The 16,678-nt window shown below is 57.8% G+C and carries 18 protein-coding genes; 1 reads left to right on the top strand and 17 read right to left on the bottom strand.

Annotated elements, in window-relative coordinates:
* Positions 1–22: 22 nt before the first annotated feature.
* The 4 genes from RCH93_RS12445 to RCH93_RS12430 are packed head-to-tail and all read right to left on the bottom strand — an operon-like array spanning position 23 to position 3,265.
* Positions 23–856: a shikimate dehydrogenase gene (locus RCH93_RS12445; RefSeq protein ID WP_306548735.1), complete on the bottom strand. Its 834-nt coding sequence runs from the start codon at positions 854–856 to the stop codon at positions 23–25.
* On the bottom strand, positions 853–1,548 hold the full coding sequence (gene aroD / locus RCH93_RS12440; RefSeq protein WP_306548734.1) for a type I 3-dehydroquinate dehydratase: 696 nt from the start codon (positions 1,546–1,548) through the stop codon (positions 853–855). Before aroD ends, RCH93_RS12445 begins: the two co-directional genes overlap by 4 nt.
* A 2-nt stretch (positions 1,549–1,550) precedes the next feature.
* Positions 1,551–2,495 carry a dihydroorotate dehydrogenase gene (locus RCH93_RS12435; RefSeq protein ID WP_306548733.1) on the bottom strand — a complete coding sequence of 315 codons (945 nt, stop codon included), beginning with the start codon at positions 2,493–2,495 and terminating at the stop codon, positions 1,551–1,553.
* A complete protein-coding gene (locus RCH93_RS12430; protein WP_306548732.1) occupies positions 2,480–3,265 on the bottom strand; it encodes a dihydroorotate dehydrogenase electron transfer subunit in 786 nt (261 codons plus the stop codon). Before RCH93_RS12430 ends, RCH93_RS12435 begins: the two co-directional genes overlap by 16 nt.
* A 65-nt stretch (positions 3,266–3,330) precedes the next feature.
* Between RCH93_RS12430 and RCH93_RS12425 the strand changes: the two genes are divergently transcribed.
* Positions 3,331–4,119, top strand: a complete 789-nt coding sequence (locus RCH93_RS12425; RefSeq protein ID WP_306548731.1) for an A24 family peptidase — start codon at positions 3,331–3,333, stop codon at positions 4,117–4,119.
* Between the two features lie 62 nt (positions 4,120–4,181).
* Here RCH93_RS12425 and dsrP read toward each other — a convergent pair whose 3' ends face one another.
* The 13 genes from dsrP to RCH93_RS12360 all read right to left on the bottom strand — a co-directional run bounded on the left by dsrP (position 4,182) and on the right by RCH93_RS12360 (position 16,634).
* Entirely contained in the window at positions 4,182–5,354 is a 1,173-nt protein-coding gene (dsrP, locus tag RCH93_RS12420) for a sulfate reduction electron transfer complex DsrMKJOP subunit DsrP (protein WP_306548730.1), read from the bottom strand.
* Positions 5,355–5,361: 7 nt separating this feature from the next.
* On the bottom strand, positions 5,362–6,195 hold the full coding sequence (gene dsrO, locus RCH93_RS12415) for a sulfate reduction electron transfer complex DsrMKJOP subunit DsrO (protein WP_306548729.1): 834 nt from the start codon (positions 6,193–6,195) through the stop codon (positions 5,362–5,364).
* Between the two features lie 23 nt (positions 6,196–6,218).
* Entirely contained in the window at positions 6,219–6,590 is a 372-nt protein-coding gene (gene dsrJ / locus RCH93_RS12410) for a sulfate reduction electron transfer complex DsrMKJOP subunit DsrJ (protein ID WP_306548728.1), read from the bottom strand.
* Positions 6,591–6,617: 27 nt separating this feature from the next.
* Positions 6,618–8,249 carry a sulfate reduction electron transfer complex DsrMKJOP subunit DsrK gene (gene dsrK / locus RCH93_RS12405; protein WP_306548727.1) on the bottom strand — a complete coding sequence of 544 codons (1,632 nt, stop codon included), beginning with the start codon at positions 8,247–8,249 and terminating at the stop codon, positions 6,618–6,620.
* A gap of 33 nt (positions 8,250–8,282) precedes the next feature.
* Positions 8,283–9,302 carry a sulfate reduction electron transfer complex DsrMKJOP subunit DsrM gene (dsrM, locus tag RCH93_RS12400; RefSeq protein ID WP_306548726.1) on the bottom strand — a complete coding sequence of 340 codons (1,020 nt, stop codon included), beginning with the start codon at positions 9,300–9,302 and terminating at the stop codon, positions 8,283–8,285.
* Between the two features lie 108 nt (positions 9,303–9,410).
* A complete protein-coding gene (locus RCH93_RS12395; RefSeq protein WP_306548725.1) occupies positions 9,411–9,950 on the bottom strand; it encodes an RsbRD N-terminal domain-containing protein in 540 nt (179 codons plus the stop codon).
* A 157-nt stretch (positions 9,951–10,107) separates the two neighbouring features.
* Positions 10,108–12,255 carry a carboxy terminal-processing peptidase gene (locus RCH93_RS12390; protein WP_306548724.1) on the bottom strand — a complete coding sequence of 716 codons (2,148 nt, stop codon included), beginning with the start codon at positions 12,253–12,255 and terminating at the stop codon, positions 10,108–10,110.
* A gap of 76 nt (positions 12,256–12,331) precedes the next feature.
* On the bottom strand, positions 12,332–12,946 hold the full coding sequence (yedF, locus tag RCH93_RS12385; RefSeq protein WP_306548723.1) for a sulfurtransferase-like selenium metabolism protein YedF: 615 nt from the start codon (positions 12,944–12,946) through the stop codon (positions 12,332–12,334).
* A gap of 52 nt (positions 12,947–12,998) precedes the next feature.
* Positions 12,999–13,922, bottom strand: a complete 924-nt coding sequence (locus RCH93_RS12380; protein WP_306548722.1) for an MBL fold metallo-hydrolase — start codon at positions 13,920–13,922, stop codon at positions 12,999–13,001.
* Between the two features lie 39 nt (positions 13,923–13,961).
* On the bottom strand, positions 13,962–14,819 hold the full coding sequence (locus RCH93_RS12375) for an HDOD domain-containing protein (RefSeq protein WP_306548721.1): 858 nt from the start codon (positions 14,817–14,819) through the stop codon (positions 13,962–13,964).
* A gap of 115 nt (positions 14,820–14,934) precedes the next feature.
* Positions 14,935–15,120 (bottom strand): hypothetical protein, encoded by a 186-nt coding sequence (locus RCH93_RS12370; RefSeq protein WP_306548720.1) that lies wholly within the window; start codon positions 15,118–15,120, stop codon positions 14,935–14,937.
* Complete coding sequence (gene hisA, locus RCH93_RS12365) at positions 15,117–15,869, bottom strand: phosphoribosylformimino-5-aminoimidazole carboxamide ribotide isomerase (protein ID WP_306548719.1); 753 nt, start codon at positions 15,867–15,869, stop codon at positions 15,117–15,119. Before hisA ends, RCH93_RS12370 begins: the two co-directional genes overlap by 4 nt.
* Positions 15,870–15,938: 69 nt before the next feature.
* The gene (locus tag RCH93_RS12360) at positions 15,939–16,634 is read right to left on the bottom strand and encodes a hypothetical protein (RefSeq protein ID WP_306548718.1); all 696 of its coding nucleotides are present in this window, start codon (positions 16,632–16,634) and stop codon (positions 15,939–15,941) included.
* Between the last annotated feature and the right edge of the window lie 44 nt (positions 16,635–16,678).

Below are 16,678 nucleotides of genomic sequence, written 5' to 3'. Positions count from 1 at the left end.
GGGCGTGGTCTTTGGGGATGGTTTAGGGGAGTCTGGAGCGCAATTCGCTCACCAGGGCTTGGCGCATGACCCGGTGCGGCGCTTCGCGCCCGGTCCAGAGGGAGAACTGGGCGGCGCCCTGATACTGGAGCATCTGCAGGCCGTCCACGGTGCGACAGCCGCAGGCGGCGGCCTCGCGCAGCAAACGGGTGGTCAGCGGCGCATAGACGATATCCATGACCACGGCAAAGCGGGGCAGCAATTCGGCCCGGATGGGCAGGGCGTCGGCATGGGGGGCCATACCCACCGAGGTGGTGTTGATCAGGGCGTCGGCGCGCAACTCGGCCAGTTGGTCGGTAGGAACAAAAGGGCAACGGAGTTGGGCGGCCAGCGCCCGTCCCTTGGCCTCGGTGCGGTTGGCAATGAACACACTGGCCCCGGCCTCAATCAGGCCAAAGCCCACCGCCCGGGCGGCGCCGCCGGCCCCGAGGATCAGGACCGTGGCTCCTGCGAGTTGCAGCTCTTCGCCCAGAGCCTGGTTTGATCCCAGCCAGTCAGTGTTGTAGCCGGTGCACCGGCAGTGGTCGCCGTCTCGCTCAAACAGGAGGGTGTTGACCGCGCCGATGTTGCGGGCCACCGGATCAACGGCGTCAAGGAACTCCATAATCGCGACCTTGAACGGCACGGTGACGGATACGCCGATGAAGCCCAGGCTGCGCAGGCCGCGAAACCCTTCAGCCAGATCGGCTGGCCGCATGGGGATGTAGACGCCGTTCATGCCCAGTTCGGCAAAGGCGGCGTTATGCATGGCCGGGCTCAAAGAATGTTCGACCGGATTGCCGATGATGCCAAAGAGTTGGGTGTGACCGTTGATCATGGTTGGTGTTCGAGCAGGGCGAGCAGGCGGCGGAGATCGTGAACGGCAAGCTGGCCGGGTGCGGTGGCCAGTTCCGCAGAGAGCGCAGCATAGGTCATGAAGCCGCCCAGGTGTAGGGTTGCCAGGCGGGTGATGGTACCGGCCGCGCCCATGGCAAAGGCGCAGAGCGGAAAGCCGGCAGCCATGGCCTCGGTCTGCAGGGCGAGAATGCGTAGGGCGTCGGCGGGCGAGGCGGCGGTGACCACTATCTTGCCGATGTCGGCGCCGCTGGCTTGCATCTCCGCCAGGGTCGAATGAAGCTGGGCAGCGCTCGGCGTCCCCTGAAAATCGTGGCGGGAGACGATCACCTGCGCTTCGTGTTGTTTCGCCGCAAGCAGCAGTTTGGCGCGCAGCTCAGGGGCCGCAGCCAGCTCGACGTCAACATAGCGGGCCCCCCATTGTAGGGCGCGGCAGAGCACATCAATCCGCTCCGTTTCGCTGCCAGTGTACTGACCGCCTTCCCAGGTCGGCCGATTGGTGACCAGCACAGGTTTGGGAAGGGCGGAGATGCAGTGTTCGATGTCCGGATCGCGCAGCGCGTCCATGCGGATTTCAATCACGTCGACCAGATCGACAACCGGAGAAACCGCCGCCAGGACGGCCGCGCCGTGTTCGGCCGCAACGGAAACGCAGATCAGGCCGCGCGCAGCCACGGTCAGGCCCCCAAACGCAGGCCGCCGATGATGGCCTGCACCGAGGATTCCCCTTGTTGCCGCAGATAGTCGGCAATGCCGTCGATAATCTGTTCGGTTGCCCCGGGATTGTAGAAGTTGGCGGTGCCGACCTGCACCGCTGTGGCGCCGGCGAGGAGGAACTCGATCGCGTCCTCGGCCGTGCCGATGCCGCCGATGCCGATGATCGGAATGGACACCGCCGAGGCGACCTGCCAGACCATACGCAGGGCCACGGGTTTGATCGCAGGTCCGCTCAGCCCGCCGATGACGTTGGCCAGCCGCGGCCGGCGGGTCCTGGCGTCAATGCCCATGCCGATCAGGGTGTTGATCAGAGAAAGGGCGTCGGCGCCGCTTTCGGCCACGGCCCTGGCCATGACGACAATATCAGTGACGTTGGGCGAGAGCTTGACGATCACCGGCAGGTCGGTTTCCTGCTTCACTGCTCTGGTGACTGCGGCTGCCATCTCCGGGGCTGTGCCAAAGGCGACGCCGCCTTTTTTGACGTTAGGGCAGGAGATGTTGACCTCCAGCGCGTCGATGCCGGCAACCGCCGATAAATGGCCGGCAAGGGCGGCGTAATCGTCGATGGAGTCGCCAAGGATATTGACCACAATGCGGCACCCGCAGGTGCGCAGGTGGGGCATTTTGTCGCTGATAAAACGTTTGACCCCGACGTTCTCCAGGCCAATGGCGTTGAGCATGCCGGCGGCGGTCTCAAAGATGCGGGGCGGCGGATTGCCGGCCCGAGGTTCAAGGGAGATCCCTTTGACCACCACCCCGCCGAGGCGGTTGAGACGGACCAGATTGGCAAACTCCGCCGCGTAGCCAAAGGTGCCTGAGGCGGTCATTACCGGGTTGGCCAAGGCAAGCGGCCCCAACGCGACCCGCAGATCAGGCTGTGAAGGGATGGTCATCGCGTTGTCCATGCCATCTCCTCAGCCTTAAACACCGGGCCGTGTTTGCACACATGCTTGTAGCGGCCGTCGGCCCCCGGCGCCGCGCACCCCAGGCACGCGCCCAAACCGCAGGCCATGTGCGCCTCAAGCGAGACTTCGCAATCGACCTGCGCCGACGCACACAGGGCGGCAACGGCGGCCATCATCGGGTGGGGGCCGCAGACGTATACTTTGCCGAGGTTGGGCAAGTGAGCGGGGAGAAGATCGGTGATCAGGCCGTGGCGGCCGAGGGAGCCGTCGTCGGTGGCGAGTTCGACGTGACAGCCCAGCGTCTCGAAGCCGGCGGCCAGAGGCGCAAGATCTTCGCCGGACTGAGCGCCGAGCAAGACGCGGCAGGATGCGTCCGCCTGCCCGGTTTGCATGAGGGATTGAGCGAGAAACAGCAGCGGCGCGATGCCGATGCCGCCGCCAATCAAAGCAACTGGACCCGGCGACAGACGAAAGCCGCGTCCGAGGGGACCGAGCAGATCAAGCGTCTGACCTGCCCTGATTTCGGACAGGAGCTGGGTGCCCCGACCGACAACTTTGACGACAAGTTGCAATCGACCGTCGCCGCTGCATTGGTGAATGGAGATTGGGCGTCGCAACAACGGATCAAGGGTCGACCCGCAGGCGACCATGGCAAACTGGCCTGGTCGGGCCTCGCCGGCAATCAGCGGCGCGTGCAGGGTCAAACGATAGACGGAGGGCGACAGCCGCTCTATTGACAGAACAATGGATTTTTCCTGGTGCTCGGGCATGGAAAACGCTACAAATATTTCACAAGAGAATAAAATTATTAACCTTAATCAACAGGCGCAGCTTCATGACGGATTCAACCCTAACACTCCTTGCCGCTGTTTTCGGAGCCGTTGTCGGCTCGTTTCTCAACGTGGTCATTTTACGTCTGCCCCAGGAGGATGAATCTATCGTCTTTCCAGGTTCGCACTGCCCGCAATGCCAAACGCCGCTCACCTGGCGGGAAAATATTCCGATTCTCAGCTATCTGCTGCTCCGGGGCAAATGTCGAACCTGCAAACTTCCCATTTCCCTGCAGTATCCGGTGGTCGAAGCGGCCATGGCCATCATGGCTGCCCTGCTCTACCGGCAATTCGGCCTGAGTTTTGAATGGGGGCTGTACTTCGTTTTTTGTGCTGCCCTGCTGGTTATCATATTTATTGACATCCATCATCAAATAATTCCTGATCGAATCAGTCTGCCGGGCATCGTCGTTGGGTTCGTCGGTTCCCTGTTCAGCGCTTCGGTAACCTGGCAACAGTCTGCGCTGGGCGTGCTCTTGGGCGGCGGCGCATTGTATGCAGTCGCCTGGTGTTATTACGCTGTAACCAAGCGCGAAGGCATGGGCGGCGGCGACATTAAATTGTTGGCCATGATCGGCGCCTTTCTTGGCTGGCAGAGTTTGCTGTACGTGATCTTCTCCAGCTCGCTCGCCGGCAGCCTGATCGGGATAGTCGCCATGTTCAGGCAGCGCAAGGGCGGCCTGACCCGGATCCCCTTTGGTCCCTTTCTGGCCCTGGGCGCGCTTTCCTACCTGCTGTTCCACGAACAGATTCTGCGTCTTTGGCGCTTCTATTTGCATCTCAGCGGGCTCTGATCGTCGGGCAAAAAAAAACCCCCGAAATCTTCGGGGGTTTGGTCAACAGGTTGGGGTAATGCTTAGGCTTCGATTTCGTGCTCCACGCCAATGGCTATCTTGTAGAGGATAGTCAGGATGAAAAATCCGGTGGCCCAGATGCCGATGGTGATGAAGAGTTCGTTGAAGGTTGGATAATATTCAACGATCTCATCAATTGGGGTTGGAACGAACCCGCCCAGAACAAAACCAATGCCCTTGTCAAGCCAGAAGGCGATGAAAATCGAGGCGCAACCAAGGCCCAGCCAAAGATCGCTCTGTTTCCTGGTGTACGGATGCGATATCAGAGCAATGCCGACAAAGAACAGAACCACGAAGCCCCACATGAACGGCACCAGATTGTTGTAGATGTGTCCATGGTGCTCAAGTCCAAAGAACAGGTACTGCAGGGTATGCTTGTGGCCAGGAATGTTTGAGTAGAATCCAACAAAAAACTCCAGACCGACAAAGAACATGTTGGCCAGGGCCGCGTAGATGATGATGGTCACCATCTTGTTGATCGCCTCTTTTCCGGCGTCAAAGTTGGCGACTTTTTTCAAGATCAGGGCCATGACCACGATCAGGGCAGGACCGGCGGCAAAGGCCGAGGCGAGAAAGCGGGGCGCGATGATGGCGGAGAGCCAGAAATGTCGTCCCGGCAGACCGCAGTACAACATGGCGGTGACCGTGTGGATCGAGAAGGCAAACGGAATGGACAGGTACACAAAGAAATAGATCCATTTCGGCGGATGCACCTGTTTGCGCTCGGCGGTCAGGATAACCCAGCCGCACAGGGCATTCAGGATCAGGTAGCCCCAGAGCACGCACATATCCCAAAACAGCATGGAACCCGGTGTGGGGTACAGCATGACGTTGAGACCGCGCAACGGCTGGCCCAGATCGGCCATGATGAACATCAGACACATCAGCAACGAGGCGATGGCCAAGAACTCGCCGAGGATGGTGATCTTGCCAAATGCCTTGAAATTATGGATGTAATAGGGCAACACCAGCATCACGCCTCCGGCGGCGACGCCAACCAGAAAGGTGAACTGAGAAATATAGAGACCCCATGAAACATCGCGGCTCATGCCGGTGAGGCCAAGGCCGTAAAAATACTGGCGGAGGTAGCAGACAGCGGCAACCGCTATAAAAAAGCCGAGGAAGGCCAGCCACATCCAGTAATAGTTGTTTCCTTTTAATGCTTTTTCAAACATGGTGGCCTCATACGATATAAAAGACTGATGGAAGGGTGCCGAGCGAAGGATTGCGCTGAATGGTATGATTCTCTTTCAGGACCTTTCTGATCTCGGAGTTAGGATCGTTCAAATTGCCAAAAACTAATGCCTTGCTCTCGCCGCAGGCTTCGACACAGGCTGGTAGTTTTCCCGCTCCCACACGTTCATCGCAAAAATTACACTTCTCGACAACACCTCGCATTCTTCGCGGATAGATGTGGTTCGCGTCTTTTACAAACTCTGCAGGATCGCGCCAGTTGAAGCTGCGGCTGCCATAAGGGCAGGCCGCCATGCAAAACCGGCAACCGATGCAACGATGGTAGTCCATCATGACGATGCCGTCTTTATTTCTAAAGGTCGCCTTGGTCGGGCAGGCCCGGACACAGGGCGGCGAGTCGCAATGATTGCAGAGAATGGGCAACTGATGCTCCTCTGTCGCCTCATCCAAGTACACATTAGGCTTCTCAGGGAAGGCGTTTTCAAATTGGGTCATCCAGATCCATTTGATTTCGTCCTTCTTTTCAGGAAATTGAGGAACATTGTGAACCGAATGACAAGCAGCGACGATCTTCTCGCCTAAGCTGGGGTCCTGTTGAAATTTTTTTATGTCGATAACCATGCCGTAGCGGTTAACGCTTGGATCCGGGGCCGCGCCATGGCCGCTTGATTTCTTAGCGGCCTCAACTTCATGACCGGCCGAGCCGCTAGCGTGGGCAATGCCTGAGCCTGCGACCAATCGGCCAACTACTGCAGTTCCTCCAAGGCCAGCCAGTGTTGAAATACCGGCTACCTTGAGGAAATTTCGTCTTTTCTCATCCATCTGTGTATCTCCTCTTTAGCCGTTCATTCAACAGGAGCTATGTGGCAATCCCAGCAATATGGTTTAACCGATGCGTAGACATGACAGGTGTCGCAGAACTGCTTTTTGCTCGTGTGACACTTCATGCAGGTCATCATCAGGCTCTTCTGATATGGTTTGCCTTCAATCTCAAAGGTACCCCGATCACCAGTCCGTAAAACTTCGTCGCGCCAAGTGTTGAGCAGTTTCATGTGCTCGGCCCTGATTTCAGCGGCAGGGAGCACACAGGTTTTGGCGTCCTTAGGCAATACGGGCTTTGGCACCGACCCGGCAGCGCCGCGGTTGTACCAGATGGGTATCGTAATAAACAGGACGAAAATAATCAGTCCCGGGATTATTTTACCGCTATCATACATCGCTCTTCCTCCATTCCTGCCGGTCAATTAAACCAAGGTCCTGAGCCCTTCGGTCAGGTCTTGTCGTTGCTCACCCTCGATCACCAATGCGTTGCCGACAAGCTCACTCAAACCGGCCACCTGCACTTCAGGCACCCAGTAATTCATGAGGGTCGTCAGGGTAGCCCTGTCGATCGCGCATACACATGCAAGCGTATTCACATCATGCTTGTCGTGCACATACTTGACGGCATTCGCCCGAGGCAGCCCGGAGCGCATGCGGATTTCCATGATTTCGTCGGTGTTGAGCGCCGTGCCCGATCCGCAGCAGAAAGTTTTCTCGCGGATGGTGTTCTCGGGCATTTCCACCCAGTTGTCGACCACGTGGTCAAGAACGTAGCGGGGCTCGTCCAGCAGTCCCATGGCCCGCGCAGGGTTGCAGGAGTCGTGGAAAGTGGCTTTGACGTGAGCGTTGCGGCTCTTGTCGAGTTTGATCTTGTTGTTCTTGATCAAATCGGCGGTGAATTCCGAGATGTGGATCATCTTGGTCGATTTGGCGTTGTCGAACACCGTGCCGGTGATCGGCGAACGCGGAACCTCGAGGAAATCGGCCGGGCCGTTCATGGTGTCCATGTACTGATGGAGAACGCGCCACATGTGGCCGCACTCGCCGCCCAGAATCCAGCGGACGCCCAGGCGTTTGGCTTCGGCGTACATCTTGGCGTTCAGCTTTTTCATCAACTCGTTGTTGGTGAACAAACCGAAGTTGCCTCCTTCCGAAGCGTAGGTCGACCAGGTGTAGTCCAAGCCGATGGCTTCAAAGAGCAACAGGTACCCCATACAGGTGAAGATGCCCGGTTCGGCGAACACGTCTGCCGACGGGGTGATGAACAGCACCTCGGCGCCTTTGCGGTTGAAGGTCGGGTTGACCCGAACGCCGGTGAGGTTTTCGATGTCGTCGCAAAGAAACTCAACATTGCCTTTAAAGGCCTGAGGGGTCAGGCCCATGTGGTTGCCGGTGCGATTTGAATTCGACGCCGGCTCCATGGCCCAGTTGATGCCGATGCCCACCAGATGCAGCAACTCGCGCAACATCATGGTGATCTCGGCGGTGTCGATGCCGTAGGGACAGAACACCGAACAGCGCCGACATTCCGTACACTGGTAAGCGTACATGAACCATTCTTTGAGTACGCCCACGGTCATTTCGCGGCCACCCACCAATTTGCCGAGGATCTTGCCGGCGCGGGTGAAGTTTTGGCGATACACGGAGCGCAGCAACTCGGCCCGCAACACCGGCATGTTTTTGGGATCGCCGGTGCCGAGAAAAAAGTGGCACTTGTCGGCGCAGGCGCCGCAGCGGACGCAGCAATCCATGAAAATTTTCAGAGAGCGGAACTTGTCCAACCGATCCGCAATGCCTTGAAGAATGATCTCCTTCCAATTGTCGGGAAGTTTCCAGTCGTCATCCTCGGGATTCCATTCACGCGCGTTGGGAAAGCTGAGACCCTGCTGACTATCCAGATATCTAAGCTTTTCAGGCTTAGTCGGGTAGGCGTAATTTCCGGGCTTGAATACTACAGGGACATCCATCCAATCTTTGGTTGGAATGGAGCCTGTCATCAGCGAAGGTCCCTCGGCAACGCTCCGTGCCAACATATCTACCTTTACTACTGCCATTGCTCTATCCTTATACTCTTGAATTATCCAGCGTTAGTCATTAGCCTTCGGCGGCAACTCTTTCTCGACGGGAATGCCCTGCTCAATCATGTCCTCACGGAACTCATCCTCGTAGCCGGCATAGGAGTGCGGCCGAATGTCCGGGTTCCAGGGGTTGATGTAGCGTTTCATTCGCGAATCGTTTGCCAGATTTCGGGTCGGGCTGAGGAAAACGCCGCCCATATGCATGAGCTTGCTGAAAGGAAAGTACGCAAGCAGAGTGCACACCAGGAAGAGGTGAACGTAGAACAGGGAGCTGATGTCGGCGACGATGGTCGGCGAAAAGGTCGCCAGGCCGACCGCCAGTTGCTTGATGGCGTTGATGTCGACGTTGGTTCGCAGGAAGAAGCGCATCAGGATGCCCGTGGTCACTATGCCCAAGATCAGGAACAGCGGGAAGTAATCGTTGACCAAGGAAATGTAGCGCACCTGCGGATTCATCAAGCGGCGGCCGAAGAGAAAGAGCAAGGCCAGAATGATGGTGACGTCGGTGGTATACATGGTGGGCGCGCCGATCTGGAGCAGCGAGTCGCCGGTTTCCAGGAAGGAAACCACCCACGGCACAGGATCAAGAAAGAGCCGCATGTGTCGGACCACCACCACCAGAAAGCTGTAGTGGAACATGATGCCGAACAGCCACAGCCACTTGCTCGACTCGTAAGTCAGCTTGGGTCCGTCATAGACGGTGGCCTTGGTGTTGCGCCAGAGTGAGCGAAAAAGGAAGATTTCGAGAAACAGCCTGGCCACGACCTGGGAAGCGTTGACCGGAGCTTCAAGCTTGTTGTGCTTGATCCAGGGCAATGAATAACCCTGACCGCAGGTGGTTGGAATTTTAAACGGAACCGGCGATTTGGCCCAATGGATTACCCGGTAACAAAAACCGCCTAAGAACAGCGCCATGGCCAGATATGGGATGGCAACACCAAAGAGGTATTGCATTCCAGGTATCTGCACCGCTATCAGCGCAATCAACACCAGGGCAATTACTGCCGCCAAAGGGAAGGCGTACTTCATCGATCACTCCTTCGCATTCGAGTTAAACAATAACTTATAAAAAGTTACGATAAAAAGCCGGATATGCTCCACCTTTTCCGGTGAACCATTCCGACCGGTCACACGCGTTTACACTCCGGCGTTGGGGCCGGGGTTGTTGAGCTCCTGCCGCATCACGGCGGACGGGCAGGCGGCGTCAGTCAGGATAGATCTGCCGCTTTTCAGTTCGTTGATGCGGTTGCGATACAACTGCTCCCGGCATTCGCAGTAAATGTTGAAGGCGGCCAAGGCTATTCGATCAATCTCGCAGTCGAGATTGTCCAACTGGCTTAACAGCGGCTTGGTTTCTTTGCCGCTCGACAGCACCTGCTTCACCACCCACTTGAGCTCAAGCAAAGGGGCCACGGCCTGGGCCGGGGTAAAATCCTGCACGGCTCGAATGCGCACCACCCGATCAAGGGGCGCGAGGTAGGCCTGCTGGTCGGCTCCAGCCAGCAACAGGTCGAATACTTCGGTCAATCCGGATGAAATGTTGCTGCCTACCGGATTGGCAAACGGATCTTTGGATTTTTTAAAAAATCCCGGCGAGGTATAGCTGTCGAGGGTGCGTTCTATCCACCGTGACAGAACCTCTTTTTTCGTGTTTGCCAACGCTTCGGTCAATTCCATGATGCACACAACCCGCAGTCGATCATCGCCTTGGAAACCGCTCGACCATCGACGCAATTCTTTCAATAAATCAGTAATCTCTCACCCATTTAAAATGAATGACGATTCATACACCGCATGCTCTAGCATGATTGCCGATTTGTTTCAAGATAAAAATTTATCGGGAAGCGCCAACCGACGGGCCTGCGGCAGCCTTCTCTTTCATCAGAAATAGAGACATCTGGATATAGGGGTCGGTGGCGACTACCTCGTCGAGTTTCTTTTCGGCCGCCGGCGGCTGGTTGTTGTCGTCGTCTTCCTCCTGCAGCAAGCCGGCCGCCTGGGCTTCCTTGCGGGTCGCGGCCAGATCCATACGCTCCTTCCACATGCCGTCGACAAATACTGCCACATTGGTCTGTTTGGCGCGAATCTTGGCTTTCCCCGTTTCTTGCTGGATTTTTTTAAAGGTGGCGTTGTGTTCAGCCCATTGTTTGCCCGCCTGTCGGGCCGACTCGACGGTGAAACGATCTCCGCGCCACTGGGTGAAACCGACGTCGTCGACCTGGTCCCAGGGCAGGGAGTAATCCATGAATTTTTCGCCGGTTTCCAGATAATCAAACATCGAAGGCACCACCAGATCCGGTTCCACCCCTTTGTATTGGGTGGAGCCGCCGTTGACCCGATAAAATTTTTGGATGGTCAGTTTTAACGCCCCAAGATCGTTGTATTTCTGCAATTGCAGCAGCGGTAGATTTTTATTCATATCCATCATCGCCTGCACCGTGCCCTTGCCGTGGGTGTGCTCGCCGCCGATGATGAAGGCGCGACCATAGTCCTGGAGGGCTGCGGCCAGGATTTCCGAGGCCGAGGCGCTGAACTGGTTGACCAGCACGATGAGCGGTCCGTTGTAAACCACGTCTGGATCCTCGTCGTCGAGCACCCGGATGCTGCCTTGTGAATCCTTGACCTGGACCACCGGCCCGCCGGGCAGGAACAGGCCTGAAATCTGGACCGCGTCGGTGAGCGCGCCGCCGCCGTTGTTGCGCAGGTCAAGGATCAGGCCTTTGATTTTCTGCTGCTTCAGCTTCACCAGTTCCGCCTGGGTGTCGTCGCTGACGTTGCGGGTTTCCTTGCCGTCGCTTTGGGCGGCAAAATCGCGGTAAAAGCTGGGAATGCGCAGATAGCCGAAGGCGGTCTGGCCGTTCTTGATTACGGTTGACTTGACGTAGGTTTCCTCGATCTGGACCACGTCGCGGATGATGGGGATGGTGCGTTTGGCGCCGTCGGGTTTCTGCACCGTCAACCGCACCTCGGTGCCCTTGGGGCCGCGAATGTAGCCCACGGCTTCGCGAATCCGCATTTCGGAGATGTCTACAGGCTCACCGGTTTTTTCGGCGACGGCAAGAATGGTGTCTTCAGCCTGCAGCTGCCCCTGTTTTTCGGCCGCGCTGCCGGGAATGATTCGAATGACTTTGATCATACCGTCGTCTTCGCGCAAAAGAGCGCCGATTCCTTCCAGTGAGCCGCTCATCTGGATGTCGAAATCTTCCTTGGAGGTGGGGGCCATGTAGTCGCTGTGGGGATCAAAGGCGCGAGCCACGGCGTCAAAATAGCGGTCGTAGTGATCCTGACGGGACTGGCGGCCAAGTCGGCTCAGCGCCCGATGCGCGCTCTCCCGCACCTTCTTGATCGCTTCTTGCAACTCCGCCGGATGGTGTTGCGGCGCGATCTGCTGGAGTAGTTCCGGGTGTTCCTTGCCCTTGGCTTCGAGCACGTCAAAATAAGAGTCCAGCACCTGCATCTTGAGCGACAACCGCCAGCGATCTTGCAATTTGTCGATGTTCTCGGCAAAGGCGAGTTTTTTTGGCTCGATTTCCAGATACTCTTTGCGCTCGAAGTCAAACCCCTGATTCAGGATGGGGTCGATGAGCTTCTCCACCTGCTGAATCCGGTCGTTGAGCACTTCCATGCCGGCGTCGGGCAGCACCACGTTGCCCCGGCTCAGTTCATCGTCCACATGGGTGGCAAAGGCGTTGAGCTGCTTGACGTCGGATTCGAGCAGAAACCGCTTCCGGGGATCCAGCTGGCGGAGGTAGAGGTCAAAGGCCTTGCGCGAAAGACTGTCGTCCAGGGCTTCATGGCTGAAATGCTGGGCCGGGAGTTGCTGACTGAGGATCAGGGCGATCAGCTGGTTGCGGTCTGCGTCAAACTCTTCCGGGGCTGCCGGTTTGGCCAGACATTCGGATGTCAGGGTCAACAAGAGCAGGGAAGAGGCTGCAAAGGCGCGCAGGGAACGCAGAGAGAGGGGCGGGGCAAGATGTTTCATAGTCGCCGGGGGTGAATCTCGTGGGAAGGAGGTACGGTCGAGGGCCACAGCAGCCCATCCGACCAAGAGGTTACAGTTAATACGGGCTGACGATTTTGTCGGCCCCGGCCATTGCACTCATAATTTCGTGCATATTGGAAATTTGTCCGACCTGAATGGCTGACTTCAGTTTAAAAAAATCAAGGCAGGTCCCGCAGGCCAGTATCTCCACGCCTTGGGCCTGGAGCTGTTTCAAAGCCTCCAGTGCGCCGGAGGCGGCGGTTACCAAGGTGACGCCGCTGTTGTAAAAAATGATTTTTTCCGGCAAAGGGGTGACATCCTTGATGGTCTGGATGTAGGTCTGCAGCAGGGCCCAGCCAAGTTCATCGCTGCCCCGGCCCATCGAATCGGACGCAATGACGTAGATCATCCTGAACGGGGCAGGGACAGGGCACGGATAGTCGTTGGGATCAAACGGCAGCGCTGTCGGCCTGGTCGTCGCCGTGACGGTGACGGCGAAGCAGCCGTCGGGGCGGTCTGTGCAGGCGACTTCGTGGCCTTGGCTGCGGGCAAAGCGGCTGACGTTGTTTTTGGAGGCCTCGTTGTCGACCAGTACTTCGATGCAGGCTGCCCCTTGCTCCAAGGCTTCTTTGGCGCGCAAAACCGGCTGAGGGCAGGCGAGGCCGCGGCAATCGAGGGAAAGCTGGGTCATGGGTAAGACTCCTTGGGCGCGAACGCCGCGCGTGCGTGGTGGGGCGGCACGGTTACAGGATGATTTCCTGCCCTTCCCGGGCAAAGAAGATGCGCATGGGGTCGCCGCCGTCCTCGGCGCAGTAGACCTGGGTCATGGCGTCCAGTTGAGCGTCGCTGCGCTCCGGGTCGTGATGAAACAGCGCCAGCTGTTTGACCCCGGCCCGCCGGGCAGAGGCGATCGCGTCTTCAATCGGGCTGTGACCCCAGCCAATTTTCCCTTTTTCGTACTCTGCCCGGGTGTACTGGGCGTCATGCACCAACAGGTCGGCGCCGGTAAAAAATTCTTGCAGCACCTGATTCTGCTCACGGGCCGCCTCTTCGCCTTCCACGGCCATCAACTCGTCATAAGACGGATGTTCAGGGTCGGTGACAAAGAGATTGCGAAAGGGCTCGGTGTCGTAGGCGGTGCAGAACACGGCCCCGCGGAAACTGAAGCGGTAGCCCAGGGCAGTGATCGGGTGATTGATGATCGTGGTCGACAGGGTGATGCCGTCGCCAAGATCAAGCAGCGGCTCTTCCTTCAGCCGTCGGTACTCAATGGCGCCGGCCAGTTCGCCCATGTTGACCGGAAAATAGCGGTATTTCATCTGGCCGCCAACCACCGCCTCCAGCGGTTCGTCCTCATAGGTCACCGGCCCGAACACCTTGATCGAGGTGCCGGGAATATAGACCGGCACGAAAAAAGGGAAACCCATGATATGGTCCCAATGGGTGTGGGACAGATAGATTTCCGTGGAAATCGGTCCCTTGGGCAGATCGTTGGCAAGCATGAAATTGGCCAGATCGCGAATGCCGGAGCCTGCGTCGATGATGATGTGCCGGTTGACTTCAGGAAAACGCAACTCAATGCAGGCGGTGTTGCCGCCGTATTTCATGGTGTGTGGGCCAGGGCAGGGAATGGACCCGCGCACGCCCCAAAATTTGACCTTGATCATATGGATGTTCCTTGCAGAAAAAAGCTGACCACAGCCGTTTCAGACCTGGAGAAAAATTTCCGCTTTGGTGATTTCCGCGTCAACCGCCGCCTTGAGTCCGACCACCGCGCTCCACTCCAAGCCGCAGGTTTTTAGGAGAAGAGGCAACAGGGTTTCATCGGGAAAGCGGTTCCCGGCGTAGCCGATGTCAAAGAGGCAGACGTAAAAATCAGCCAAGGCCACGGTGGCAACCAGAGAAAGATGCTCGGGTTGAACGGCCTGCGGCGTGTGGTGGTGGCAGATGGCGTCGGTGATGACGGCGTTGAGCTTCCATTTGGAGGCGATCATTTCGCCAATTGCCTCATGGTCGATCTCCAGCAAACGTGTTTCGACCACCGTCAAGGGTTCCTGGGTTTTGAGCACCTGGGCCAGGACCTCGGTGTATTCATCGCCAAACGGGATTTTACCGAGATCGTGCAAGAGGCCGGCGACAAAATATTCTTCCCGCTCCGCCAACGGCAGACCGCGTTCGGCGGCCAACAGTTTGGCGGTGACCCCGACGCCGATCGAATGGGCCCAAAACTCCTTGATGGGCAGGGCTTTTGATTTTTTTGCCTGACCGACGCAGCGGATGATCGCCGTCGACAGGGCCAGATTTTTGACCGTGTTTAAGCCCAACATGATGATGGCGCGGGTCAGCGAGGTGACCTTGTTCATCAGGGAGTAATAGGCGGAGTTGATCAGCTTGAGGACCTGGCCGGTCAGAACCGGATCCAGGGAGATGACCTTGTTGAGATCGTTGGGCGCGGTGTCCGTCCGACTGCAAATCTCCAGCACCTTGCCGACCGTGGTCGACAGGCTCGGCATCTTGTCCACGAACACACGGATTTTATCCAGTTTAGCTTTGCGGTCGTTCATAGGGGACAATAGTGGTGGCTGGGGCAAGGAGCTGGCGGCGACAACGTCGTCGCAATCGGGCTATAATAAATGAAGCGGGAAGGGAGGTCAAGCAAGGGCCGCGTTTTCCCGAGGTTTAACAACCGTGTTTCATTAAAAAAGTGCGCACCACCTCTTCCATCACCTGCAGTTGGTTGTGTCCAGTCTCATGGATCTGGATCCAGACGCAACGCTGGAAGGCCCGGAAAAGGTCCTCGGGCACTTGCAGCTTCAATTCAACCAAACGATTTTCCGGTGTGGCCGGGTTGTCAATTGTGTTCATGCGAGGGTGGCCACATCCTGGTAGCGCAGACCTGAGCCGCCAAAGATGTCCAGGGCCGAGCCAACGGTGACGTCGATGCGGCCTTGGCCGCTGATTCGGATACGTTCCAAGTCGGCCAGACTGGAAACCCCGCCGGCGTAGGTCGTGGGCACGGGAACGCTGGCGGCCAGCAGTTCCAGCAAGCGGACGTCGATCCCCATGCATTTGCCCTCGACGTCGACGGCGTGCACCAGGAATTCGTCGCAGAATGCAGCTAGTCGTTCAAGGGTTTCCGGGCTGACCCGCAGTTCGGTGAATTTCTGCCAGCGGTCGGTGACCACGTAATAGCCGTTGTCCCGCCAGCGGCAACTCAGGTCCAACACCAGGCGCTTCTTGCCGACCAGGCGCTGCAGGCGGCCAAGCCGCTCTATGTCCAGCAGGCCGTCGTGAAACACATGGGAAGTGACGATGACGTGGGAGGCGCCGTGGTCGAGCCAAAGGGCGGCGTTGTCGCCGGTGATGCCGCCGCCGATCTGCATGCCGCCGGGCCAGGCGCGGAGGGCGTCGGTCGCCGCCGCCTCGTTGCCGCCGCCAAGCATGATGATGTGGCCGCCGCAGAGGTTGTCGCGCCGATACAGGGCGGCGTAGTGGGAGGGGGGAAGTTCGGAGGAAAAATTGGTGCGCAGCAGGGCCTGATCGTCAGCCAAGGTGGAGCCGACGATCTGTTTCACTCTGCCGTCGTGCAAATCAATGCAGGGCCGGAATCGCATGGCGAGCATCCCCAAAAAGAAAAGGGCTGTCGATCACTGACCGACAGCCCTTGTTTGGTGCGGAAACAATTACATTTCTTTGACCATCATGGTGGTCGGATCCAGGTGCAGGCTCTTGCCGCCCTTCACCTGTTCGCCGTAATTGCGAATGATGTCGAGCTGGATGGTGGCGTCCGGTTCCGGCTTGAGCAGGATGATCATGTCGAACAGGTCGTCAATCTCATGGCAAGGGGCGGGCACGCCGGCCGGCGACACGCGGGCGTCGTCGCGGTGGCAGATGGCCGAGAACCAAGCCTGCATGTTCATGCTTTCCATCAGGTTTTTAATGTCGTCCAAGGCTTCGCGGTCGGTGTTGACGAAATCAAAACCGTCGACGATCAGGCAGTTGGGACGAAAAATGTCCTGCAGCACCAGGTCGTTGAGGCGCTCTTCGAGCCGCGACCGGGTAAAGGCCGCAACCTTGAAGGTCATGATCATGCGGTGCCGGGCGACCATGTCGATCAATTCGTGCGGCCGGCTGACGCTGTGGTCCTGCAAAATCAATTGCAGGATGTCGTCATACCAGGTTTTGGTTTTTTCAATGGATTCGCCGATGCTGACATGGATAACCCGCTTGCCGCGGAGAATGGCGTCCAGCGCGATTTGCACCAAGAGCGCCGTTTTGCCGAGACCGGCGCGGGCCATGACCAGGCCCATCTGATTGTTTTCTCTGTTCATGTCCAGAACCCGGAGCGGATTCTGCTGTACCAGTGGTTCGTATCCCATTATTCCACCTCTTAGCGGTTAAATCTCACGTTCGTTGCGATTGC

Origin of the sequence: Desulfobulbus sp. (assembly GCF_030824455.1) — a bacterium.
In the GTDB taxonomy this organism is placed as follows: domain Bacteria; phylum Desulfobacterota; class Desulfobulbia; order Desulfobulbales; family Desulfobulbaceae; genus Desulfobulbus.
The sequence above is the reverse complement of the archived record's forward strand: the minus strand, read 5'-3'. Positions and strand labels throughout refer to the sequence as shown.

What these genes read in the sequence shown, in the direction of transcription:
- RCH93_RS12445 (WP_306548735.1), bottom strand. Translation starts at nt 856, where the DNA reads ATGATCAACGGTCACACCCAACTCTTTGGCATCATCGGCAATCCGGTC.
- RCH93_RS12435 (WP_306548733.1), bottom strand. Translation starts at nt 2,495, where the DNA reads ATGGACAACGCGATGACCATCCCTTCACAGCCTGATCTGCGGGTCGCG.
- RCH93_RS12430 (WP_306548732.1), bottom strand. Translation starts at nt 3,265, where the DNA reads ATGCCCGAGCACCAGGAAAAATCCATTGTTCTGTCAATAGAGCGGCTG.
- RCH93_RS12425 (WP_306548731.1), top strand. Translation starts at nt 3,331, where the DNA reads ATGACGGATTCAACCCTAACACTCCTTGCCGCTGTTTTCGGAGCCGTT.
- dsrP (WP_306548730.1), bottom strand. Translation starts at nt 5,354, where the DNA reads ATGTTTGAAAAAGCATTAAAAGGAAACAACTATTACTGGATGTGGCTG.
- dsrO (WP_306548729.1), bottom strand. Translation starts at nt 6,195, where the DNA reads ATGGATGAGAAAAGACGAAATTTCCTCAAGGTAGCCGGTATTTCAACA.
- dsrJ (WP_306548728.1), bottom strand. Translation starts at nt 6,590, where the DNA reads ATGTATGATAGCGGTAAAATAATCCCGGGACTGATTATTTTCGTCCTG.
- dsrK (WP_306548727.1), bottom strand. Translation starts at nt 8,249, where the DNA reads ATGGCAGTAGTAAAGGTAGATATGTTGGCACGGAGCGTTGCCGAGGGA.
- dsrM (WP_306548726.1), bottom strand. Translation starts at nt 9,302, where the DNA reads ATGAAGTACGCCTTCCCTTTGGCGGCAGTAATTGCCCTGGTGTTGATT.
- RCH93_RS12395 (WP_306548725.1), bottom strand. Translation starts at nt 9,950, where the DNA reads ATGGAATTGACCGAAGCGTTGGCAAACACGAAAAAAGAGGTTCTGTCA.
- RCH93_RS12390 (WP_306548724.1), bottom strand. Translation starts at nt 12,255, where the DNA reads ATGAAACATCTTGCCCCGCCCCTCTCTCTGCGTTCCCTGCGCGCCTTT.
- yedF (WP_306548723.1), bottom strand. Translation starts at nt 12,946, where the DNA reads ATGACCCAGCTTTCCCTCGATTGCCGCGGCCTCGCCTGCCCTCAGCCG.
- RCH93_RS12380 (WP_306548722.1), bottom strand. Translation starts at nt 13,922, where the DNA reads ATGATCAAGGTCAAATTTTGGGGCGTGCGCGGGTCCATTCCCTGCCCT.
- RCH93_RS12375 (WP_306548721.1), bottom strand. Translation starts at nt 14,819, where the DNA reads ATGAACGACCGCAAAGCTAAACTGGATAAAATCCGTGTGTTCGTGGAC.
- RCH93_RS12370 (WP_306548720.1), bottom strand. Translation starts at nt 15,120, where the DNA reads ATGAACACAATTGACAACCCGGCCACACCGGAAAATCGTTTGGTTGAA.
- hisA (WP_306548719.1), bottom strand. Translation starts at nt 15,869, where the DNA reads ATGCGATTCCGGCCCTGCATTGATTTGCACGACGGCAGAGTGAAACAG.
- RCH93_RS12360 (WP_306548718.1), bottom strand. Translation starts at nt 16,634, where the DNA reads ATGGGATACGAACCACTGGTACAGCAGAATCCGCTCCGGGTTCTGGAC.